Annotated in this window: 19 protein-coding genes and 1 pseudogene; 10 read left to right on the top strand and 10 right to left on the bottom strand. The window is 66.7% G+C overall.

What is annotated here, in order from left to right:
• Window positions 1–189: 189 nt before the first annotated feature.
• Together guaB and guaA are read left to right on the top strand one after the other, a co-directional pair.
• Window positions 190–1,647: an IMP dehydrogenase gene (gene guaB, locus RAB71_RS11815; RefSeq protein WP_010342915.1), complete on the top strand. Its 1,458-nt coding sequence runs from the start codon at window positions 190–192 to the stop codon at window positions 1,645–1,647.
• Window positions 1,648–1,746: 99 nt separating this feature from the next.
• Window positions 1,747–3,312 carry a glutamine-hydrolyzing GMP synthase gene (gene guaA / locus RAB71_RS11810; protein ID WP_010342916.1) on the top strand — a complete coding sequence of 522 codons (1,566 nt, stop codon included), beginning with the start codon at window positions 1,747–1,749 and terminating at the stop codon, window positions 3,310–3,312.
• A 145-nt stretch (window positions 3,313–3,457) separates the two neighbouring features.
• Here the strand turns inward: guaA and RAB71_RS11805 are convergent.
• Together RAB71_RS11805 and arsH are read right to left on the bottom strand one after the other, a co-directional pair.
• A pseudogene (locus RAB71_RS11805) lies at window positions 3,458–3,650 on the bottom strand (arsenate reductase (glutaredoxin)); the annotation flags it as partial.
• Complete coding sequence (arsH, locus tag RAB71_RS11800; RefSeq protein WP_010342917.1) at window positions 3,647–4,381, bottom strand: arsenical resistance protein ArsH; 735 nt, start codon at window positions 4,379–4,381, stop codon at window positions 3,647–3,649. The gene arsH and the pseudogene RAB71_RS11805, both read right to left, overlap by 4 nt.
• Window positions 4,382–4,422: 41 nt before the next feature.
• Here arsH and RAB71_RS11795 point away from each other — a divergent pair, with 41 nt between their 5' ends.
• The 3 genes from RAB71_RS11795 to RAB71_RS11785 all read left to right on the top strand — a co-directional run bounded on the left by RAB71_RS11795 (window position 4,423) and on the right by RAB71_RS11785 (window position 5,857).
• On the top strand, window positions 4,423–4,737 hold the full coding sequence (locus RAB71_RS11795) for a helix-turn-helix transcriptional regulator (protein WP_029562086.1): 315 nt from the start codon (window positions 4,423–4,425) through the stop codon (window positions 4,735–4,737).
• Window positions 4,738–4,863: 126 nt separating this feature from the next.
• Window positions 4,864–5,295, top strand: coding sequence for an arsenic resistance N-acetyltransferase ArsN2 (gene arsN2 / locus RAB71_RS11790; protein ID WP_010342919.1), 432 nt, complete (start codon window positions 4,864–4,866; stop codon window positions 5,293–5,295).
• A gap of 40 nt (window positions 5,296–5,335) precedes the next feature.
• Entirely contained in the window at window positions 5,336–5,857 is a 522-nt protein-coding gene (locus RAB71_RS11785) for an arsinothricin resistance N-acetyltransferase ArsN1 family B (protein WP_010342920.1), read from the top strand.
• Here RAB71_RS11785 and RAB71_RS11780 read toward each other — a convergent pair whose 3' ends face one another.
• Complete coding sequence (locus RAB71_RS11780) at window positions 5,858–6,292, bottom strand: helix-turn-helix domain-containing protein (RefSeq protein WP_029562087.1); 435 nt, start codon at window positions 6,290–6,292, stop codon at window positions 5,858–5,860. It abuts the gene before it with no gap.
• A gap of 109 nt (window positions 6,293–6,401) precedes the next feature.
• On the opposite strand from RAB71_RS11780, the gene RAB71_RS11775 reads away from it, so the two are divergent.
• Window positions 6,402–7,019: an FMN-dependent NADH-azoreductase gene (locus RAB71_RS11775; protein ID WP_010342922.1), complete on the top strand. Its 618-nt coding sequence runs from the start codon at window positions 6,402–6,404 to the stop codon at window positions 7,017–7,019.
• A 185-nt stretch (window positions 7,020–7,204) separates the two neighbouring features.
• On the opposite strand, the gene RAB71_RS11770 is transcribed toward RAB71_RS11775, so the two are convergent.
• On the bottom strand, window positions 7,205–9,640 hold the full coding sequence (locus RAB71_RS11770) for a YbcC family protein (protein WP_104609484.1): 2,436 nt from the start codon (window positions 9,638–9,640) through the stop codon (window positions 7,205–7,207).
• Between the two features lie 23 nt (window positions 9,641–9,663).
• Complete coding sequence (locus RAB71_RS11765) at window positions 9,664–11,235, bottom strand: proton-conducting transporter membrane subunit (RefSeq protein WP_010342925.1); 1,572 nt, start codon at window positions 11,233–11,235, stop codon at window positions 9,664–9,666.
• Between the two features lie 107 nt (window positions 11,236–11,342).
• Here RAB71_RS11765 and RAB71_RS11760 point away from each other — a divergent pair, with 107 nt between their 5' ends.
• The 3 genes from RAB71_RS11760 to RAB71_RS11750 all read left to right on the top strand — a co-directional run bounded on the left by RAB71_RS11760 (window position 11,343) and on the right by RAB71_RS11750 (window position 14,616).
• The gene (locus RAB71_RS11760) at window positions 11,343–12,233 is read left to right on the top strand and encodes a LysR family transcriptional regulator (protein WP_010342926.1); all 891 of its coding nucleotides are present in this window, start codon (window positions 11,343–11,345) and stop codon (window positions 12,231–12,233) included.
• A 196-nt stretch (window positions 12,234–12,429) separates the two neighbouring features.
• Complete coding sequence (locus RAB71_RS11755) at window positions 12,430–12,885, top strand: MarR family winged helix-turn-helix transcriptional regulator (protein ID WP_029562088.1); 456 nt, start codon at window positions 12,430–12,432, stop codon at window positions 12,883–12,885.
• 45 nt (window positions 12,886–12,930) lie between these two features.
• Window positions 12,931–14,616 (top strand): FAD-dependent monooxygenase, encoded by a 1,686-nt coding sequence (locus RAB71_RS11750; protein ID WP_010342928.1) that lies wholly within the window; start codon window positions 12,931–12,933, stop codon window positions 14,614–14,616.
• Between the two features lie 68 nt (window positions 14,617–14,684).
• On the opposite strand, the gene RAB71_RS11745 is transcribed toward RAB71_RS11750, so the two are convergent.
• Both RAB71_RS11745 and RAB71_RS11740 read right to left on the bottom strand, forming a co-directional pair.
• Entirely contained in the window at window positions 14,685–15,140 is a 456-nt protein-coding gene (locus RAB71_RS11745; RefSeq protein ID WP_010342929.1) for an acetyltransferase, read from the bottom strand.
• 184 nt (window positions 15,141–15,324) lie between these two features.
• Window positions 15,325–16,101 (bottom strand): class I SAM-dependent methyltransferase, encoded by a 777-nt coding sequence (locus RAB71_RS11740; RefSeq protein WP_010342930.1) that lies wholly within the window; start codon window positions 16,099–16,101, stop codon window positions 15,325–15,327.
• 110 nt (window positions 16,102–16,211) lie between these two features.
• Here RAB71_RS11740 and RAB71_RS11735 point away from each other — a divergent pair, with 110 nt between their 5' ends.
• Window positions 16,212–17,099 carry a LysR family transcriptional regulator gene (locus RAB71_RS11735; RefSeq protein ID WP_010342931.1) on the top strand — a complete coding sequence of 296 codons (888 nt, stop codon included), beginning with the start codon at window positions 16,212–16,214 and terminating at the stop codon, window positions 17,097–17,099.
• 179 nt (window positions 17,100–17,278) lie between these two features.
• Here RAB71_RS11735 and RAB71_RS11730 read toward each other — a convergent pair whose 3' ends face one another.
• The 3 genes from RAB71_RS11730 to RAB71_RS11720 all read right to left on the bottom strand — a co-directional run bounded on the left by RAB71_RS11730 (window position 17,279) and on the right by RAB71_RS11720 (window position 20,494).
• Complete coding sequence (locus RAB71_RS11730) at window positions 17,279–17,674, bottom strand: hypothetical protein (RefSeq protein WP_199774629.1); 396 nt, start codon at window positions 17,672–17,674, stop codon at window positions 17,279–17,281.
• On the bottom strand, window positions 17,667–18,080 hold the full coding sequence (locus RAB71_RS11725; protein WP_010342933.1) for a hypothetical protein: 414 nt from the start codon (window positions 18,078–18,080) through the stop codon (window positions 17,667–17,669). The genes RAB71_RS11730 and RAB71_RS11725 overlap by 8 nt, the downstream gene beginning before the upstream one ends.
• Window positions 18,081–18,202: 122 nt before the next feature.
• Window positions 18,203–20,494 carry a TonB-dependent siderophore receptor gene (locus tag RAB71_RS11720; protein ID WP_081481967.1) on the bottom strand — a complete coding sequence of 764 codons (2,292 nt, stop codon included), beginning with the start codon at window positions 20,492–20,494 and terminating at the stop codon, window positions 18,203–18,205.
• Window positions 20,495–20,545: the final 51 nt, after the last annotated feature.

Genomic DNA, 20,545 nt, shown 5'->3' with positions numbered 1-20,545 from the left:
GCAAAAAGCGCATGCACGGCCCTTCCGGTTTGCATGCGGGATCGGCAGGCCGTCGAGATTGCCCTGCTGAAAGACAGGCAAACGGCCCGACTGCACAGGGCGCCGCCTTGACGAATCCCCACTCCCGAATCCCCAATCCCCGCCCCAAATGCGTTAAAATGCCGCGCTTCCCCACACTCGGGTCCGCCGATGCTGCGCATCCAGGCTGAAGCTCTCACCTACGACGACGTCTCGCTCGTCCCCGCCCATTCGATCGTCCTGCCCAAGGACGTCAGCCTGGAAACCCGGCTGACCCGCGACCTGCGCCTGAAACTGCCGATCCTGTCGGCCGCGATGGACACGGTCACCGAGCACCGCCTGGCGGTGGCCATGGCCCAGCTCGGCGGCATCGGCATCATCCACAAGAACCTGACCCCGGCGCAGCAGGCGGCCGAAGTGGCCAAGGTCAAGAAGTTCGAGGCCGGTGTCATCACCGAGCCGTTCACGGTCGGGCCGGAGACCACCATCGGCGAGGTGCTCAAACTCACCCGCGCCCGCAACATCTCCGGCGTGCCGGTGGTGGACGGCAGCGAGCTGGTCGGCATCGTCACCAGCCGCGACATGCGCTTCGAGAAGAAGCTCGACGATCCGGTCCGCCACATCATGACCAAGAAGGATCGCCTGGTCACCGTGCGCGAGGGCGCCAGCGACGAGGAAGTGCTGCAGCTGCTGCACCGCCATCGCATCGAGAAGATCCTGGTGGTCAACGACGGCTTCGAGCTGCGCGGCCTGATCACGGTCAAGGACATCCAGAAGAAGACCGACAACCCCAACGCCGCCAAGGACGCCGCCACGCGGCTGCTGGTCGGCGCCGCGGTGGGCGTCGGCGGCGATACCGAACAGCGCATCGAACTGCTGGCCGCGGCCGGCGTGGACGTGGTCATCGTCGATACCGCGCACGGTCATTCGCAGGGCGTCATCGACCGCGTGGCCTGGGTCAAGAAGACCTACCCGCAGTTGCAGGTGATCGGCGGCAACATCGTCACCGGCGATGCCGCGCTGGCGCTGATGGACGCTGGCGCCGACGCGGTCAAGGTCGGCGTGGGCCCCGGCTCGATCTGCACCACGCGCGTGGTCGCCGGCGTCGGCGTGCCGCAGATCACCGCGATCGACATGGTCGCCGAGGCGCTGCAGGACCGCATCCCGCTGATCGCCGACGGCGGCATCCGCTATTCCGGCGACATCGGCAAGGCGCTGGTCGCCGGCGCCTCCACGGTGATGGTCGGCGGCCTGTTCGCCGGCACCGAGGAAGCCCCGGGCGAGGTCGAACTGTTCCAGGGCCGCAGCTACAAGAGCTATCGCGGCATGGGCAGCCTGGGCGCGATGGAGAAAGGCAGCAAGGACCGCTACTTCCAGGATGCCTCCGACGCCGACAAGCTGGTGCCGGAAGGCATCGAAGGCCGCGTGCCGTACCGCGGCCCGCTCAGCGGCATCATCCACCAGCTGATCGGCGGCCTGCGCGCGACCATGGGCTACGTGGGCTGCGCCACCATCGAAGAGATGCGTACCAAGCCGAAGTTCGTCACGATCACCGGTGCCGGCCAGCGCGAAAGCCACGTCCACGACGTGCAGATCACCAAGGAACCGCCGAACTACAGGATGGGCTGACGCCCATCCGGGAATGGGGAATCGGGAGTCGGGAATCGATGAACCAGCGTCTGCACCGCTTTGCCCATTCCCGATTCCCCGTTCCCGATTCCCGGCCCAATGACCAACATCCACAGCGACAAGATCCTCATCCTCGATTTCGGTGCGCAGTACACGCAGTTGATCGCGCGGCGCATCCGCGAACTGGGCGTGTACTGCGAGATCTGGGCGTGGGACCACGATCCGGCCGAGATCGCCGGCTTCGGCGCCAAGGGCATCATCCTCTCCGGCGGCCCGGAATCGACCACGCTGCCGGGCGCGCCGGCCGCGCCGCAGGAAGTGTTCGACAGCGGCCTGCCGATCTTCGGCATCTGCTACGGCATGCAGACCCTGGCCGCGCAGCTCGGCGGCGCCACCGAAGCGGCGGACCAGCGCGAGTTCGGCCATGCCGAGGTCGAGGTGGTCGCTGCCGATGCGCTGTTCTCCGGACTGACTGATCACGCAGGCGCGTCGCGTCTGAACGTGTGGATGAGCCACGGCGACCACGTGTCGCAGGTGCCGCCGGGCTTCACCATCACCGCCGTCACCGACCGCATCCCGGTCGCCGCCATGGCCAACGAGGCCAAGCGCTGGTATGGCGTGCAGTTCCATCCGGAAGTCACCCACACCCTGCAGGGCCAGACCCTGCTGCGCCGCTTCGTGGTCGACGTGTGCGGCTGCGCCACGCTGTGGACCGCGGCCAACATCATCGACGACCAGATCGCCCGCGTGCGCGCCCAGGTCGGCGACGACGAGGTGATCCTCGGCCTTTCCGGCGGCGTGGATTCGTCGGTGGTCGCCGCGCTGCTGCACAAGGCGATCGGCGACAAGCTGACCTGCGTGTTCGTCGACACCGGGCTGCTGCGCTGGCAGGAAGGCGATCAGGTGATGGCGATGTTCGCCGAGCACATGGGCGTCAAGGTGATCCGGGTCAACGCCGCCGACCGCTACTTCCAGGCGCTGGCCGGCGTCAGCGACCCGGAAGCCAAGCGCAAGATCATCGGCAACCTGTTCGTGGAGATCTTCGACGAAGAGTCGAACAAGCTCCGCAACGCCAAGTGGCTGGCGCAGGGCACCATCTACCCGGACGTGATCGAGTCGGCCGGCAGCAAGACCGGCAAGGCCCACGTCATCAAGAGCCACCACAACGTCGGCGGCCTGCCCGAGCACATGAAGCTGGGCCTGGTCGAGCCGCTGCGCGAACTGTTCAAGGACGAAGTGCGGCGCCTGGGCGTCGAACTCGGCCTGCCGCGCAGCATGGTCTACCGCCACCCGTTCCCCGGCCCCGGCCTGGGCGTGCGCATCCTCGGCGAAGTGAAGCGCGAGTACGCCGAACTGCTGGCCAAGGCCGACGCGATCTTCATCGACGAACTGCGCAAGGCCGACCTCTACGACAAGACCAGCCAGGCCTTCGCCGTGTTCCTGCCGGTCAAGTCGGTCGGCGTGGTCGGCGACGCCCGCGCCTACGAATGGGTGATTGCGCTGCGCGCGGTGGAGACCATCGACTTCATGACCGCGCACTGGGCGCACCTGCCGTACGACTTCCTCGGCACGGTGAGCAACCGCATCATCAATGAGCTGCGCGGCGTGTCGCGGGTGGTCTACGACATTTCCGGGAAGCCGCCGGCGACGATCGAGTGGGAGTGAGGTGACCTGCTTCTTGGGCGGCGCTGGCTGATCGGCGCGCCCCGGAAGCAGGCTTGGCATCGCGGTAGTGTTCCGGCTCGCCTTCCGGCATCGCGTCCAGCAGGTCCCTGTCCGTCAGCTCGGGATTGCGTCGCTCCAGCGCCTGATACGGCGTGTCTTTCTTCGAAAAACCTCTCGCACCGTCAGTCCGGATGCGGCGATCGGCTCCACAAGTCGCTGCCGGCTTGGAGGCGTCTTGAGGTATTTGATGACCTCTGGGTGTGCGCCTGCGTGGCGGATCAGGGCGAGGCGTTGCGCGAGGTTCCGCATTCCGGGTTGTGGCAGATCACGGCCTTCATGACGCGGTCTTTGCCGCCTGGGTGGCTTCGACCGCGCCTGCGGCCGTCGCCAGTGCAGCGGCGGCCTGCGTGTCCTTGCGCTCGCTGTAGCGGTCGACCAGGTAGTCGCTGCGACCGCGCACCAGATAGGTGAACTTCACCAGTTCCTCCATGACGTCCACCACGCGGTCGTAGTACGCCGATGGTTTCATGCGGCCATTGGCGTCGAACTCCTGCCAGGCCTTCGGCACCGACGACTGATTCGGGATGGTCACCATCCGCATCCAGCGCCCAAGCATGCGCAGCGCGTTGACCACGTTGAAGGACTGCGATCCGCCGCAGACCTGCATCACCGCGAGCGTGCGTCCCTGCGTCGGGCGGACGCTGCCTTCCTGCAGGGGCAGCCAGTCGATCTGGTTCTTGAAGACCGACGACACCGCGCCATGACGTTCGGGGCTCACCCAGACCTGGCCTTCCGACCACAGCGACGCGGCGCGCAGTTCCTGCACCTTCGCATGGTCCGGGCCGACGGCATCGACCATGGGCAGGTCGTGCGGATCGAAGACACGGGTCTCGGCACCGAAGTAGTCGAGCAGGCGTTGCGCCTCCAGTGCCAGCTTTCGGCTGTAGGACTCCGGGCGCAGCGATCCATACAGGATCAGGATGCGCGGCTTGTGCTCGGCATCGCCGGCGGCCAGGCGCGCGCGATCCGCTACGGGCGCAAGCGTTGGGTCCAGATTGGGAAGGTCCATGATCGATTGCCTGGGTTCATTAATTCAATTATTCTAAAATAATGGAACATTTGACCGCAACCAAGGCCTTGTCGGCATTGGGCCAGGAGACCCGCCTGGCCATCTTCCGGCTGCTCGTCCAGGCCGGGCCGTCGGGCAAGCTGGCGGGCGAGATCGCCAGCGCGCTGACCCTGCCGGGACCGACCCTGTCCTTCCACCTGAAGGAGCTGGCTGCTGTCGGAATGATCCGCGCTGAGCAACGGGGCAGGACGGTCTGCTATCGCGCCGAGTTCGACACGATGACGCGCCTGCTCGATTACCTGACCGAGAACTGCTGCGGCGGCGACGTGCGTTGCGAAGCAGGACGGACTTGCTGACGCTTGGCCACTCGATGCGAGATGGCTGCGACATGAGCTTGGACACGGCTCATGTCGCGCCGACGGCGCATCGCCAGGCTGCCGCCAACCGTCGTTTCGTGCTTCTGCACATACCGAGGTGATGTCATGGACGTCGTGATCAGCCTGGCGCAGTTCGATCAGCAGACGGAAGAACTGCTGAAGTCCTCGGGGTTGCCGACCTCGGACCTGATCGCCGGTCACGCGTCGCGACAGTTCCTTGCCGCGCGTCGGGGTGGGTTGGTCGGCACGGTGGCTGTCGAATTCCATGGCGAACATGGCGTGCTGCGGTCGTTATGCGTCGCGGAGGGGCATCGCGGTGATGGCCTCGGGCGTCGGCTGGTTCGGGAGGCAGAGCGCCTGGCTGTGCAGCGTGAGGTGCTTGCCTTGTATCTGCTGACCACGACGGCGCAGGATGTGTTCGCCGCCATGGGCTACGTACAGTGCGACCGACGGCAGGTGCCGCCGCTGGTCGGGGCGTCGAGCCAGTTCGAACGCCTCTGTCCGTCCAGCGCTGTCTGCATGTCGAAGCGCCTGTGATCCAGGCCTTGCCTTTCATCAACAAAGGAAGCCGGTGACCATGACAGCGACCGTCGTTTCGGCCAGTCCCGTGCATGCCCAGCGCATCGCGGACATCTACAACCACTACATCGCCAACACGTGCGTCACGTTCGAACTGGATCCCGTGACGTCGGCCGACATGGCCAGGCGCATTGAAGACGTCCAGCGCGTCGGCCTTCCGTGGCTGGTTGCGCTGGTGGGCGACGAGGTTGCCGGGTATGCCTACGCCACCCAGTGGAGAGCGAGAAAGGCGTACCAGCGTTCGGTGGAATCCACGATCTACCTGGCTGACGGGCATCGTGGGCGAGGGCTGGGCGCTGTCCTGTATGGCGCGCTGCTGGAAACACTGCGACGGCTGGAGTTGCACGCAGTCATCGGCGGTGTCGCTCAACCGAACGATGCAAGTGCCCGGCTGCACCAGGCGCTAGGGTTCAAGAAGGTCGCCCACTTCGAGCAGGTCGGCTACAAGTTCGGCCGTTGGGTGGATGTCGTGTACTGGCAGTTGCTTCTTCCAGCCACGCCCCACGAAAACGGGGTCTGACTAGCGACGCTGGTAGACGACGCCCTGAACCAAGACCTGATCTTGCTCCGGCGCATCGTCGAAACGTCGATGTGCTTCGGCGATGGCGCGTTGGTTCTCGTTCGCCCAATCGACCAGTGCCATGACCGGCTTCAATAGCGTGCGTCCAAGGTCGGTCAGTGCGTAATCGACGCGCGGAGGGATCGTCGGATACAGCGTGCGCGTGACCAGTCCGTCGCGTTCCAGTCCGCGCAGGGTCAGCGTCAGCATGCGCTGGGAAATGCCGTCGATGCCACGCTTCAATGCGTTGAAGCGCTGCGGGCCGTTCGCCAGCATCGCGATGATGTAGAGACTCCACTTGTCGCCGATGCGATCGAGGATTTGACGGGTCGCCAGACAGCCACCCGTATCAGGTGCAGGGACTTCGACAGGTGGGTCGATGTGACCAGGTGACATCCGTGTGCCTTCTTGTGGGGCGCCGGCAGGGACCATACCATCCTCTGTATGGATTGGTAAGTAACTTCTTACTTATTACTTGGTTCTTATTTTATACCTTGGAGCCCTCATGCGCCGTATCCTCCTTGTCACGTCCAGTCCGCGCCGCGCGGACAGTCTCTCCACGCGCTTCGCGACCGACATCGCCGAGGGTCTCCAGGCCCGCTCGGGCGGTCAGCTGACCGTGCGTGACCTCGCCGCGCATCCACCGCCGCACATTACGTCGGCCTATATTCATGGCCGGATCGCGTCGGCCGAACACCGCACACCGGAACAGGTCGAGGCGGTGGACATCGCCCAGGAGCTCGTAGACGAACTGAAGCTCGCCGACGTGATCGTGCTCGGTTCGGGGATGATGAACTTCGGCCCGTCCTCGCAACTCAAGGCGTGGTTCGATCACGTCACCTGGCCCGGTGTCACGTTCCGCTATGGCGAGCGCGGGCCGGAGGGGCTGCTGACCGGCAAGAAGGTCTATCTCGTCGCTGCCACGGGCGGCGTGTTCTCGGAGGGCGCATGGGCGCCGTTCGACTTTCAGACCAGCTACTTGCTCCATCTGCTGCGTTTCATCGGTCTCACCGATGTCGACGTGGTGCGCATCGAAGGCACGGTGCTCGGCCCCGATGCGGTGAACGCCGCCGTCGCCGATGCCACAACGGCCGTCGCCGCCTTGTTGGCGAAGGCGGCGTGAGCGCATGACCGAGCAACAGTGCGGCGCATTGTTCGGCGCGATCGGGCAACAAGGTGCCGAGACATGCCGATGCGGAGGAGATCGCGCCGGCCAGACAGGCAGCGTCCGGCGCGGTCTCTGTCTGCTTCGGTTTCCGGAGAGCACGCCCTTTGCGCTTGAGAGCGGCAGGATGGACCGGAGGTGAGTCACGCGTGTGCTGGCACGGCGCTGCGCCTGGACCGCGCATCGCCAGGACACGCCTCCCAGCGCAACTCGCCGTTGTAGCGCGACGCCATGCGGCCCTGGTCGTCCAGCGCGAACAGATGCAGCCAGCGATTGTCGAACAGCGCGCGAACCTGCGGATGGCGTTCGAGGATGTCGGTGATCGCGTCAGTCGGCGCTTCGATCAGCACCGACAGCCGCAGCGGTTCGTGGATGAGCCGTTCGCCGTCGTGGACCGATTGCCAGGGGAGTCCGCCGCGCAGCAGGCCGCCGTTGCCCTCGACCACGCCGATGCCGCCAGTGACGTTGTGCAGCAGCTTGTTGCCGGCGCCGAAGACCTCGGGCGCGACGGTCGAGCCGTAATACTGCAGGCTGATCCAGCTGGCGACCACGACCGGGGCGGTCAGGATCAATTCCAGCACACCGAAGCCCTCGTCGCGCCGCCAGTCGTAGTCGTGCAGGAAGGCGCGTCCGGCCAGGTCGCGCCCGGCCGTGCGCGCACGCGGGGCGGCGATGAAAGCCTGGCAGCCGGCCAGCGCCCATTCCGGACGCAGCTCGGCCCAGTCGCGGGCGCGAGGCGCGATGTCCTGGCTGCGCTGCGCGCGCGGCAGGCGCAGGGCGCGCTCGCCGCGCGCCAGCGCGCCGGCGGCGTGCAGCCAACGCGCCGCCTGGTCGATGTCGGCGGCATGGTCGGGCGAAGGATGGTCGGCGCCGTACAGCGTGACCGCATCGGTCGTGGTGTCGTGCAGGGCGCCGACGAACAACGTGTCGGCGGGGATCGCGATGCCGCGTTCGGCGAGACCGGCGCGTAGCTCGGAGTCGTTGAGCAGCGCGGCCAGCAGACGCGCGTTCACTTCGCCGGAGTAGCCGCCGCAGGCGCCGCAGTGCAGGGCGCTGGCATGCGGATTGTTGACCACGTTTGCCCCGTGGCCGGCGATCACGACAAGTCGCGCGAACCCGCTGGTGAGCGACATCGCGGTGAGGATGCGCGTGGCCATGGTCAGGCGCGTGTCGAGGTCGAGCGCGTCGGCCGGGCGCGGCGCGGGATCGTTCGGCGCCGCGCGGCGCGTCAGTCCCAAGCCATCGCGCAGCAGCTTGGCGACGTAGATCGGGCCGGTGGCCTCGACGAAGGCGAACGAGGAAATGGCGGCCAGCTTGAAGCGTCCCCAGGCACGCTTCGCACGCGCCGCGATCCGCGCGGCGAGGTCCGCCTCGGCCACCGAGGCCGTCGGCGCTTCCGCGCAGGTGTGCACCGCTGGTGTCAGCAGCACCGGAAGGCGTGCCTCGACCACGTCCGAGGCGAACCGCCGATGGCCGATGCCCAGCCCGAAGAATCCGGCGAATCCCAGGGTCTGGACGCCGGCATCCAGGCTTTCCAGCGCGCGGCGGAACACTTCCGAGCGCACGTCGATGCAGAAGGCCATCTGCAGCTTCATCCGCTCGGGCGCCGCCGGGAGCGAGGTGGGTGCCGCAAGCAGCGCGTCGAGCCGCCGCTGCGCCGCGCGTTCGGCCGCTTCCTGCAGGAGGCTGTCGACGACATCGTCCGGTGTCGCCGCCACCGGCGCGCTGTAGGCGTCGATGGCGCTTCGCCACTGCGGCGCGATCGCCGCACCGAACTTGCCCAGCAGCGCGGCGTCCCAACTGATGCGGATGGCGAGCAGGTCGGTGACGCAGGCATCGGTTCCGCCGCTCAACTCCGCTTGCCAGAGCCGATACCGCGCAACCTGGCTCCAGCCGCCCAGCGTGGTCAGCAGGCGGTGGAAATAGCCCTCCAGCGCGTCTGGCGCGAGGCCGAGGCGGGCGACCCCCTCGATGATCGCCTCTTCGGCAGTCGCTGGCGCGTCCGCCACCTGCTGGGCGAATCGGGCGAGTCCGGCGATTTCCGGCGTCAGATCGTGGGTCGCGACCAGTCGCCATGCGTTATAGGCGCCGCCGGATTGTCCGGCGACCCACAGCGCCTGGCCCTGATCGAAGTAGCTGGCGGCCCAGTGTCCGATGCGCTCTTCGACGATGCCCGGCCAGTCGACCTGCGACGCATCGCGTGCCAGATCGGCGACGGTCGGGATCGCCTGCGGGGCAGGGCACGTGGCTTCGATGGCAAGCTTCAGTGCGGACACGCTCGGCGGACGCAGGGCGGCCGGTGCGGCGTGCCAAGCTGCATGCAGATCCTCTTCGGCGATCTCGCCGGACTGCAGCCGCTGCGCATACCAGGCGCGCGGCATGGTCACGGCGATGCCGGCCGCGCGCCGCAGCCGCGCCGCCGCGATCGGCAGCGGTTCGCCGGTCTGGCCGAGGAAGGGATTGACTGCCACGCTCGAGGCGAGCGGCCACAGCGGGGGAATGGCGCGCGCCGCACGCGCGGCGGCGGCGATGATCGCAGCGTGGGACAGGGGCGACACGTCGGTGGTGGTCATCAGCATTGGGTGTCCTGGCGGTTAGGGAGTCACGAGGTCTTGCGGACGGACCAGCCGCCGAGCAGGCGATCGAGCGTGGCGTTGGCATACAGGCCATTGGAGAGATGCACGCGCAGTCCGGCGGCGGCCGGGTGCGTCGCCCACAGCGGGAACAGCGCCTGCGCCACCGCCACCAGGCCGAAGCTCAGCACCGCCAGCGCCATCAGCGTCCACTCCAGCCGACCCGGTGCCGGCGTTGCCGGCAGCACGCCCGCGGTCAGCCATTCGGCGGCGGTCTGCAGCGCGAAATAGCCGACCGCAGCGGCGCTGGCGTAGAGCGCGGTCCTGCGGGTGAGCGGACGCGGCGCGGCATCGGCCAGGCCCTGGGCCAGCAGGTACGCCACACCGAAGATCAGGATGGCGCCCAGGGCCAGCGCCTGTGGCGACTTGTGCCCGAAGCCGAAGGCGAACCCGAAGGCCGCGCCGATGCCGATGTAGATTGCCAGCGCGATCAGGAAGGCGCGGCCGACCGCGGCCCCATCGGGCACCGCCACCGGCCCGGGCCGGCGAATCGATGCCACCTGCTCGACCGCGCCGCCGGAGGCCAGGAAGGCATGCGCCTTGTACAGCGAGTGCGCGACGATATGCAGCAGCGCCAGCGGGAACAGCGCCAGCCCGCACTGCAGGATCATGAAGCCCATCTGCGCGACCGTGGACCAGGCCAGCGAGGTCTTGACCGCGGGCTGGGTCAGCATCACCAGCGCACCGAACAGCGCGGTGAACCCGCCCAGCATCGCCAGCACGGCGAGCACGCCCGGAGCGGCCAGCATCAGGTCGGCGAAGCGGATCAGCAGGAAGCCGCCGCCGTTGACCACCCCGGCATGCAGCAGCGCCGACACCGGCGTGGGCGCCTCCATCATCTCGGTGAGCCAGCCGTGGGTCGGGAACTGCGCCGATTTCAGCACCGCGGCCAGCGCAAGCAGGGCGGCGGCCGCGGTCAGCGACCAGCCGTGCTGGCCGCTGCGGGCCAGGGTGTTGATCGTGGCGATGTCGGTGGTGCCCAGGCTGTTCCAGACCAGCGCGGCCGCACCCACCAGGGCGATGGCGCCGATGCTGGAGAACAGGCGCTTCTTGCGTGCGGCGCGCTGCGCCGCCACGCGGTCGGGATAGAACAGCAGCAGGCGATTGAGCGCGATGCTGGTCGCGATCCAGGCCACCACGATCTGGACCAGGTTGCCGGCCTGCACGAGCAGCAACACCGCGGCGAGCGCGACGCACAACCAACCGGTGAAGTAGCCCTGGCGCGCCTCGCCATCGAGATAGGTGCGGGTGTAGCGCACCACGATCCAGCCGACGAAGGCGACCAGCAGCAGCATCGTGGTGCTCACCGCATCGAGCCGGACCGAGAGGCCGATGCCGTTCGCTCCGAGCAGTTCGCTGTCGCCGGCGCGCCGGGCGATCAGCAGCGCCAACGAGGCGATGGCGACGATCAATGCGCCGAACGCGGCACTTTCGGCGAAGGCGGGGAGGAAGCGGGGGCGTCGGCCGTTGCGGACAAAGCCGAACACGGCGGCGACCAGCAACAGCAATGGGGCAGAGAGCGGCAGCAGATAGAGCGACAAGGCAGTCCCCTCGGATCGGGCGCGGTGGCGGGCGGCGCCACGATAGCGATCGCTGGGGCCGAACAAAAATTCATTGTTTTCACGATATCGTTCGTTATTATCGAACGATGGCCGCCCTGAACTACAACCACCTGCGCTACTTCTGGGCCGTGGCCCACGACGGCAATCTCACCCGCACCGCCGAGCGGCTCAACCTCACGCAATCGGCCCTGTCGGTGCAGATCCGCAAGTTGGAGGAGCGTCTGGGCCACGCGCTGTTCGAGCGGCGCGGGCGGCAATTGCATTTGACCGAGGCCGGGCAGATCGCGCTGGACCACGCCGATGCGATCTTCGCCACCGGCGATGAGCTGCTGGGCACGCTGCGGCAGACCGGCGCCGCGCGGCAGGCGCTGCGGGTCGGTTCGCTGGCCACGCTGTCGCGCAACTTCCAGTTGGAGTTCCTGCGGCCGCTGCTCGGCCGCACCGATATCGACCTGATCCTGCGCTCGGGCAGCGCCGGCGAACTGCTGCGGGCGCTGGAAGCACTCAACCTCGACGTGGTGCTGCTGAATCAGGCGCCGCCGAGCGATGCGCTGACCCCGTTCGTGACCCATCGGCTCGCCGAGCGACCGGTCAGCCTGGTGGGTACGCCGGATCGGCTGGGCCATGCCGCCAGCGTCGCCGATCGGCTTCGCCAGCATCCCATCATCCTGCCGACGGTGGACAACAGTGTGCGCGCGGGATTCGATGCCCTGGCCGATCGCCTGGGCGTGCGCCCGCAGATCGTGGCGGAAGTGGAGGACATGGCGATGATGCGCCTGCTGGCACGCGAGGACATCGGCCTGGCCGTGCTCCCGCCGATCGTGGTCAAGGACGAGATCGCCGCGGGCGTGCTGGTGGAGGGCGATCAATTGCCGGACATCGTGGAGACCTTCCACGCCGTGACCATGGCGCGGCGGTTTCCGAATCCGTTGGTGCGGCTGCTGCTGCAGCCCACCGCTGCGCCAGCAGATTCCTAGTGCCAGCGGTGGGCGCGGCAATGCCGCCGCCGATCCGTCGCCGGCGGTCGCTAGGTAGGGGCGACCCGCCCAAGGCGCTGCGACAGCACATGCCGAAGTTCAGCAGTCACGCCGAGGAGCCCCGGAGGTGCGTCGGAGCGACACCACGTTGTTGTGAGTTATTTGACAACATGCTGTCAAATTGACAGGATGGTGCATGGCTACGGAAAACCTTCCCTTGCTGGTTCGCGAGCTGGTCCTTGCGGTGTTCGCCACCAACGGCCGCCTGGTCGACATGGGCAACCGGTTGGTGCGCCCGATCGGGCTGACCACCGCATGGTGGCAAGTGCTCGGTGCGCTGGGCTACTCGCCGGTGCCGCTGCCGGTGGCGCATATCGCCCGCAACATGGGCCTGACCCGGCAGGCGGTGCAGCGCGTGGTCGAGTTGCTGGCCGAACACGGGTTCGTCGTCTTCGAGACCAATCCGCACCATGCGCGCGCCAAGCTGGTGGTGTTGACGCCGGCGGGACGCGCAGCCTTGGGCGCCGCCGAAGCCGCAGTCGCGTCGCTCGATCAGCACCTGATCGACCGACTGGGTGCCGAGCGCGTCAGGACCGCCATCGCGGTGCTCCTGGACATGCGCGACGCCCTCGATCAGTCGCTGGCCGAATGAAGCGCGCAAGCCTGCGTGCCACACAACTCATCCCAAGGAGAGACCATGGCGCTTGCCTCGCATCCCGACGGCTTCGATACGGACGTCATCATCATCGGTGGCGGGCCAGTTGGCCTGACCAGCGCCTGCGCGTTGGCCCACCATGGGGTGCGATTCCGCATCTTCGAGCAACGCACGCAGCCAAAGCCGCATTCGCGCGCCAACAATCTCTGGGCGCGCCCGCAAGAGCTGCTGGCGAGCATCGGCATCCGCGATGCCCTGGCCGAGCAGGCGTACCGGATCACCCAGATCAACACCCTGTTGAACGGCAAGACGGTGGATCCGATCGCGATTGCGCAGGTCGCCAGTCCGTATCCGGAGGTGCTGTACAGCGGCCAGGACGTCATCGAGAACGTGCTCACCCGGCAGATCGAGACCGGCGGAGCTGCGCTCGAAAGCGGCCGCAAGGTAGTCGGCTTCGAACAGGATGCAAACGGCGTCAGCGTGACGGTCGCGACGGTGAACGACGACGGTGAGCCGGTCGAAGGGCGCCCGGTCGAGCGCCTGCGCTGCCGCTACCTGGTGGGCGCGGACGGCGCCGAAGGCTTCGTGCGCAAGCAGATCGGCGCGGACTTCGCGACGGAGAAGCTGCCCCACTGCATGAACCGCCAGCTCGACGCGAAACTGCGCTGGCGCCGCTCCACCGATTTCGATCACCTGTGGTTCTTCTATTACCCCAAGGGCTTCTGCGGCGTGCTGCCGGTGTGGGAGGGCTACCACCGGCTGTTCTTCCTGTCCGACGACGCGGGCATCCCCGATCGCGATCCGACCCTGGAAGAACTGCAGGCCATCGCGCGTGAGGTCACCGAAGACGAGACGCTGGAGCTCAGCGATCCGATCTGGATCACCCACAGCCGCTTCCAGCATGGCGTGACCTCGCGCTACGCCGAGGGACGCGTGTTCCTGGTCGGCGATGCCGGCCATCTCACCCTGCCCGCGGGCGGCCAGGGCATGAACGCCGGGCTGCAGGATGCGGTCGGCCTGGCATGGCGGCTGGCGATGGCGCTCGACGGCAAGGCCGCACCGGTGCTGCTGGAATCCTACGGGCTGGAACGCGGCGGCGAACACCGCCGTCTGGATGCGCAGCAGGAAAAGGGCTTCCGGAACAGCGTGTATCGCGGCGCCATCAAGGATACGGCCATGGGGATCGCCGCCAGTTTCCTGCCCAACATCGGCGCGCTGATCCAGGGCACTGACGATCTCCAGCAACTGTCCGTCGCCTATCCCGACAGCCCCTTGAACGAAGACCACCTCAAGGGATTGCGGGAGATCGTGCACCGACGCGTTCCGCATCCTGGCGACCGCGCACCGGATGCGACCGTCATCGCCCAGGACGGTGCGTCCACGACGCTGTTCGCGCATCTGTACAACCCCGATGGCGTGACCTGGGGCTGGACCTTGTTGCTGTTTGATGCCCGGCAGCAGGACGCCTTGATGGCGATGCGTGGTGCGTTGGCGCAGCTCCATGCGTGGGAGTGGGTCCGGCCGCGGTTGATCCTTGGCAAGGCGGTACCGCAGGCTGGCGACGCCACGGCGCTGTTCGACCTGGATGGGTTGGCACATGGTGCCTACGGCGTCGAAGGCGATCCCGCGATGGTGCTGGTGCGGCCCGACGGTCATATCGCCTTCCGCGGCCCGCTCGACGCGCCGCAACGGCTGCGCGCGTACTGCGCCAGGATCTTTAGAGAGTAGCGCAAGCGCCGACGCTTTCCGCATCTGCCGCTCCCTGCGTAGGCCGCGAGCGCTGTTCCAAAGTGCGCCTAGGGCGCGTATTCAAGGTGGATGAGTGGATAGGGCTTGCCCTGGTGGTCGCGCGGGGACTGGCCTGTGCGCCTGAAACCCATTCTTTCGTAGAAGCCGACAGCCTGATGATTCTGTTCGTTGACGTCGGTGGTCATGCGCGGATGCAGCGCGAGACCTTGCCGCACCAGCGCGGCGCCGACGCCGGTGCCGCGATATGCGGGGTCGACGAACAACGCCTGCATATGCCCGTCTTCGATGAGCATCAGCGCCAGTGGGCGGTCGTGCGCATCGACGGCAAACCACAGCGGCGCGCTGGGCAGGAATTCGCGCACCAGCGTCTGGATGGCGAGGCGATCCGGCGCCGACAGGAATTGGTGTGTCGCATCGACCGCCTCCTGCCAGATCTGGACTGCACGTGCTCCCTCATCGGCACGAGCGCGCCGGATCGCGATCGCGGTGTTGTCGGTTTTCATGTCTCGTTGCGCTTCAGGAGCGACTGCCGAAGCGTTGTCGTGCTTCGATGGCGCATGGCAGGGGATCAATCCGGGCGCTCGGGTCGAAGCGTCGGGTCGGCGAATTCGGTCTCGACATGGAGGCGTGGCACCGGTGCGACGCTGAGATCCGCCGGCGGCTTGGATAAATATGGCATGCAGGTCGTCAGGCGGGTCGTGCAACCCAGAGGGTCCATCGGTCTTTCTCGACGATTTCCCCGTGCGCGGGCAATCGGTCACGGAGGTAGTCGATCAGCGACTGCAGTTCGTCATCGCTCAGTTCGTGCAGGATCGAGCGACCGGTGCGTGCCCCCAGGTCGAGGGCCAGCGATTCGAAGTCACCATAGCGTTTGCGTGTCTCCCACAGCGAATGCTCGGCGATGTCGGTGAAGCCGGCAGCTTGCATTGCCGCCGCGACGGTCGCGTGCGTAGGTCGACGGCCGGCCTCGACGGCGCGAAGCCGCGGAAAGCGGTCGAAGAAGTAGCCACGCAGGTGCGTGCTGGATCCAGGCAGGTCGACGTCCTCGGGTGTGCGGTCCTGCACCAGCAGGCGGCCACCGGGCGCCAGCAGGCGACGCGCCTCGGCAAAGCACGCCGCGTAGTCCGGCAGGTGGTGAATCAATGCGCGCTGGAACACCACATCGCAGCTCGCCGCGGGAAGCCCCGTCGCGGTGGCGGTACCTTGTACGAAGCAGACGTTGTCCATGCCAGCGCCTCGCTCGCGGCTCGCAGCCACCATCTCCGCGGAGAAATCGACGCCTGTGACCTGGGCGGCGCCCAGCGCATGCCAGGCCAGCGCGTAAAGTCCGCCGCCGCAGCCAACGTCGGCAATCCGCTTGCCGGCAGGTTCGACAAGGGCGTGCACGGCGTTCATCCAGGCAGGATCGACGTCCCTGCCGGAGTACGTGTATCGGTTCTGGTGAGCGTGGAAATCGATGGGCATTGGCAGTGGACCATGGCTGGATGCACGGCCTGCGATGCTAGGCAGGGATAATCGGAATGTAAAATATCTGCTTGCTACCATGAGCAGATATTTTGAATATCATTAACGCCATGGAATTGCGCCATCTCCGTTATTTCGTCGCCGTGGCAGCTGCGCAGAGCGTGACCAGGGCGGCCGCACAGCTGGGCATTCAGCAGCCGCCGCTCAGCCAGCAGATCCGCGACCTGGAGCGCGAACTGGGTGTCGAACTGTTCCAGCGGACGCCGCGCAGCGTGCGCCTCAACGAGGCAGGCCGGGTGTTCCTGGCGGATGCGCAGGCCATTCTGGCCGCGGCCGACGACGCCGTCGTTCGCGTCCGGTGTGCGGCGCAGGGGCAACTGGGGCGGCTGGTAATGGGCTACACCAGTTCGGCTGCGCTGCATCAGCTGGTACCGCGGATCCTGCGGGCGTTCCGCGAACGCCATGCGCAGGTCGCGTTGGACGTACGCGAAAACACTACCGACAGCCTGTTTCGTGCGGCGAGGGCCGAAGAGATGGATGCGGCGTTCGTCCGCGCTCCCGCCGAGCGCTTTGCGCCGCTGTGCGCCGTCACCCTGTGCGAAGAAGCGGTGGTGGTCGCGCTGCCGCGTGGACACCGGCTGAGCGCGGCAACCGGTGCGTTGGCGCTGGAAGAGTTGGCGATGGAGGAGTTCGTGCTGTATCGCAGCCCGGACGGGCCGGGCATCCTGGACGTGCTGTCCGCTGCTTGCCACCGCGCCGGTTTCGCGCCGCGCGCTGTGGCCACCGTGCCGCGTCTGCTGTCTGCTGCCGCCATGGTGGCGGCCGGGCAGGGCATTGCGATCGTGCCGATGGCGCTGCAGTCGCTGCATCGCGAGAGCGTGGTGTACCGGGCGCTGGATCCGGCATCCGCGTTCACCGTTCCGTTGACCTTGATCTGGCGCGATGCGTCATCCGGCTCGCCATTGGCGCGTTTGGTGGCGTTGGCGAAGGACGCATGAGGCGGCGCGGCGCATCCCGCCCCGGTTTGCATCAGTAGTCGCTTGCGCGGACTTCGTATCGAGCGTCGGCGAACTGCTGCGGGCGCTGGAAGCGCTGAATCTCGACGTCGTCGTGCTGAATCGGGCGCCTCCCGGCGACCGGCCGCCGGTGTTGTGGCGAGTTCCTCCGGCATGGGCCGTCAGCGAGACCCTGCCGCGTTTGTCGCCAGCAGTTCTTTTGCCATCTCCAGCGCCTGCTCACGCGAGGCGGCAAGCAGCATGGGGTAACCCCAGAACTTGGCGAACAGCACCGCAAAAGCCTTGTATCCGACGCGTTTGGCCGAGTTGGGTTCGATCTGGATCATCGCCAGCACCAGCCTTCGCAGTTCGGCCTTGTGTTTTTTCATCCATAGCGCCGTGCGTTTCTTTTCTTCCGGCGTGTGGTCGTGGTCCTCGCTTGGCGTGCTGTCGCTCAGGATCACGAACGGCTCCCCGCGCCGCAGGTTCGCCTCGAACTCATCGAAGTCCTGCTGGTGGTCATGCCCGGGTTCCTGGGACAGGTTCATCCAGACCAAGGGGAAGTTCGAACTATTCATGGGCATGGCCAACTCCTTGACGCTTGATGTGGCGCCAGGTGATCGCAATGGCGAACGCACCGGGCAGGGTGATGAAGAGCACGGCAGAGAGCGCGACATACCAGCCGTCGCGCAGCCCGTCCGCGATTCCTCCGAGGGTATTCAGGACGACGAGCACGCTGCCGAGGACCAGGGCGATTCCTTGCGTCCGGCGGGTCCCGATCAGTGCGAGCAGCACCGTGACGATCCAGCAGCCGTAGAAGGCGGAAAACATCCACAGGATGCCGGGATCGAACGTGATGGCCGCTGTCGCTCCGTGCGCTCTCACGAAGGTATTGACGTAGAAGAACAACTGGAAGGTCACGAAAAGCACGACACCCGTCGCGGTCGTCAACCAGAACAATGCGACCCTGTTCGGGGCGTGCATGGTCGCCTCTTGAGTAGGGCGTAGTGGGGTGGCGGGCTGAAGCGGCATGGGTGGGTCCTCTGAAATCTTTGGCGGGATGACGGCGGGTGCTCAACCGAATGACGCATTGGCCTGCGAGCGCATCAATACACGTAGTTCAGCGTCAGCATCACGTTGCGCGGTGCGCCGTAACTCACGGTGTCGAAGTCACCCTTCTGCAGCGCGTACGTCCTGTCGAAGACGTTGTTGACGTTCACGGCCAGGCTGCTGTTCTTGCTGAGGGCGTAACGTGCCAGCAGGGAGGCGATGGCATAGGACCGCTGTTCCCCGCCCAGTGAACTGGTGCCGGTATTGGGCGCCTCGTAGATGCGGCTTTGCCATTTGGCGCCGCCGCCCAGCGTCAACTTGCTCCACGCACCCGGCAATCGGTAGGTGGTGAAAAGCTGGGCCGTGGCGCGCGGGAGTTGCGAATTCAGGCGGACGCCATCGCCGTCTTCCGCAGTGAAGTGCGCGATGCCTGCAGCGATGTTCCAGCCATGCGCCAACTCGCCTTGCAGGTCCAGCTCGATGCCGCGCGACTTTGTCCCGTCGGCGCCTTTGTAGGCTTGCGCGCCGCCCGGCGTATAGATCCCGGCGACGCTCTGCGCCGCGTTGTCCAGCGTGGTCTCGAACACGGCGATCGACGCATTCAGGCGTCCGTCGAGGTAGTTGCCTTTCAGTCCGGCTTCCTTGGTTTTTCCCTTGGACGGCGTGAGCACATTGCCCTTGATGTCGCGGTAATCCGTTTGCGGGTTGAAGATGCCGGTGTAGCTGACGTAGGCCGAGTAGGTCGTGTCGAGGTCGTAGATCAAGCCCGCATACGGGGTGAATTCGCCCGTCTTCTTGTAGTGCAGCCTGTTGTTGCCGGCGGTGTCGTCGATGTCGTAGTTGCTGACGCGGCCGCCGACGATGAATTTCAGTGGATCGGCCAGGGAAAAACGCGCCGCACCATAGACAGCGCTCTGCTTGACCCGGGTGCCGGTGGGTATCCACGTCATGCCCGCGAAGTCGGGCCGGGGGTAGGGTTGGCTCAGGTCATAGACATCGACCGGCATGAAGCCCGCATAGAAGGGCGCGATGTCCCGCTGGCTGGCCGTGCGACGCGAGCTCGTCGCCCCCAGCACCAGCTCGTGCTGACGGCCGAGCAGTTTGAATGGGCCGCTGGCCATCGCATCGACGGTGTTTTGCCTGCTCCGCCCGTCGGACGCCAGCGCGACCGGATAGGCTCCGTAAGGGTAGACGCCCAGTCCCGTGGCGCGATCGGGGCGGCCGACCAAGCCGAGCAGTTCGGCATCGTAGTCCGTGCGGTACTGGTCCGCGACGGCGCGGAGCGTCCAGCCGTTGCCGAAGCGATGGGCGATCTCGGCAAACCCGGTTTTGAGCGTGTTGTCCCAACGGCTCCAGTCCTGCGCATAGCTGCTGGAGCGCGGGTAGTGTGCTTGCGTGCCGTCGCTGAACCACAGCGGCAGGCCGCCCCAGGTGGCGCCTTTCGGCGTGATGTCCTGATAGTCGACGCCCAGACTCAGTGTCGTGTCCGCTGTCAGATCCGCCTCGATGATGCCGTAGAACGATTTCCTCTGCGGTGTGTAGCGGTCGAGGTACGAATGGCCGTCCTGGTACGTGCCCACCATCCGCGCGCGGATGCGACCGTCCTGGGTCAACGGCGTGGAGACGTCGGCCATTCCTCGGTAGGTGTCCCAACTCCCCGCGCCCAGCGAGGCGGACGCGGAGAATTCCGGGGTCGGGCGTTTGCGCACAAGATTGATTGCGGCCGAGGGATTGCCGGTGCCGGTCAGCAGGCCGGAGGCGCCGCGCACGACCTCGACACGGTCGTAGAACGCGGTATCGAGCGAACCGATGCCGCTGCCGTTGACGATGTTGCCGACCACCGTGGGAATGCCGTCGTACTGCAGGTTGTTGATCAGAAATCCGCGCGAGTAGAAACTCGTCCGTTCGCTGTCGGACTGATACGACGCGATCCCGGTGGCGTTCTCCAGCACGCCCTGCACCGACGTCAGTTGCTGGTCGTCCATACGTTGGCGCGTGATCACCGTGACCGACTGCGGCGTGTCCCGCAGCGACAGCGGCAGGCGCGTGGCCGCCGCCGTCTCGCCCGTGGTGTAGGAGCCGGTCCTTTCGGTCGCCGCCGCATCCGCGTGGTGCGTGACGTTGACCGCCGGCAAGGTCTGCGCGTCGTTGGACGCGTTTTCCCCAGCCTCGTTCGGTCGCTGCGCTGGCTCGGCGGCGCATGCGCCGTGCGTGCTGACGGCGATTGCCGCTGCGAGTGCCGAGCCCAACAGGCTGCGGGGTGAGGGCGTGTGCTGATGCGCCGGCGGACGCGGGGCACGCTGACCAATTTGCCGCTGGAGCGCGCCGACATCCGTAAGTTTGCACATCAAACGATACTCATTTGCGTTTGGATGCGCTATTTAACACCGGGGTTGCGC

The sequence above is a fragment of the Xanthomonas sacchari genome (assembly GCF_040529065.1).
GTDB classification, from domain to species: Bacteria; Pseudomonadota; Gammaproteobacteria; order Xanthomonadales; family Xanthomonadaceae; genus Xanthomonas_A; species Xanthomonas_A sacchari.
Note: the sequence above shows the minus strand (reverse complement) of the source record. Positions and strands in the feature narration are given on the sequence as shown.

Excerpts from the sequence above, each read along its gene's own strand:
- RAB71_RS11780 (WP_029562087.1), bottom strand. The coding sequence starts at position 6,292 with ATGTCACCTGGTCACATCGACCCACCTGTCGAAGTCCCTGCACCTGAT.
- arsH (WP_010342917.1), bottom strand. The coding sequence starts at position 4,381 with ATGGACCTTCCCAATCTGGACCCAACGCTTGCGCCCGTAGCGGATCGC.
- RAB71_RS11775 (WP_010342922.1), top strand. The coding sequence starts at position 6,402 with ATGCGCCGTATCCTCCTTGTCACGTCCAGTCCGCGCCGCGCGGACAGT.
- RAB71_RS11720 (WP_081481967.1), bottom strand. The coding sequence starts at position 20,494 with ATGTGCAAACTTACGGATGTCGGCGCGCTCCAGCGGCAAATTGGTCAG.
- RAB71_RS11760 (WP_010342926.1), top strand. The coding sequence starts at position 11,343 with ATGGCCGCCCTGAACTACAACCACCTGCGCTACTTCTGGGCCGTGGCC.
- RAB71_RS11725 (WP_010342933.1), bottom strand. The coding sequence starts at position 18,080 with ATGCACGCCCCGAACAGGGTCGCATTGTTCTGGTTGACGACCGCGACG.
- RAB71_RS11750 (WP_010342928.1), top strand. The coding sequence starts at position 12,931 with ATGGCGCTTGCCTCGCATCCCGACGGCTTCGATACGGACGTCATCATC.
- RAB71_RS11735 (WP_010342931.1), top strand. The coding sequence starts at position 16,212 with ATGGAATTGCGCCATCTCCGTTATTTCGTCGCCGTGGCAGCTGCGCAG.
- RAB71_RS11730 (WP_199774629.1), bottom strand. The coding sequence starts at position 17,674 with ATGAATAGTTCGAACTTCCCCTTGGTCTGGATGAACCTGTCCCAGGAA.
- RAB71_RS11755 (WP_029562088.1), top strand. The coding sequence starts at position 12,430 with ATGGCTACGGAAAACCTTCCCTTGCTGGTTCGCGAGCTGGTCCTTGCG.
- RAB71_RS11795 (WP_029562086.1), top strand. The coding sequence starts at position 4,423 with ATGGAACATTTGACCGCAACCAAGGCCTTGTCGGCATTGGGCCAGGAG.
- arsN2 (WP_010342919.1), top strand. The coding sequence starts at position 4,864 with ATGGACGTCGTGATCAGCCTGGCGCAGTTCGATCAGCAGACGGAAGAA.
- guaA (WP_010342916.1), top strand. The coding sequence starts at position 1,747 with ATGACCAACATCCACAGCGACAAGATCCTCATCCTCGATTTCGGTGCG.
- RAB71_RS11745 (WP_010342929.1), bottom strand. The coding sequence starts at position 15,140 with ATGAAAACCGACAACACCGCGATCGCGATCCGGCGCGCTCGTGCCGAT.
- guaB (WP_010342915.1), top strand. The coding sequence starts at position 190 with ATGCTGCGCATCCAGGCTGAAGCTCTCACCTACGACGACGTCTCGCTC.
- RAB71_RS11740 (WP_010342930.1), bottom strand. The coding sequence starts at position 16,101 with ATGCCCATCGATTTCCACGCTCACCAGAACCGATACACGTACTCCGGC.
- RAB71_RS11770 (WP_104609484.1), bottom strand. The coding sequence starts at position 9,640 with ATGCTGATGACCACCACCGACGTGTCGCCCCTGTCCCACGCTGCGATC.
- RAB71_RS11785 (WP_010342920.1), top strand. The coding sequence starts at position 5,336 with ATGACAGCGACCGTCGTTTCGGCCAGTCCCGTGCATGCCCAGCGCATC.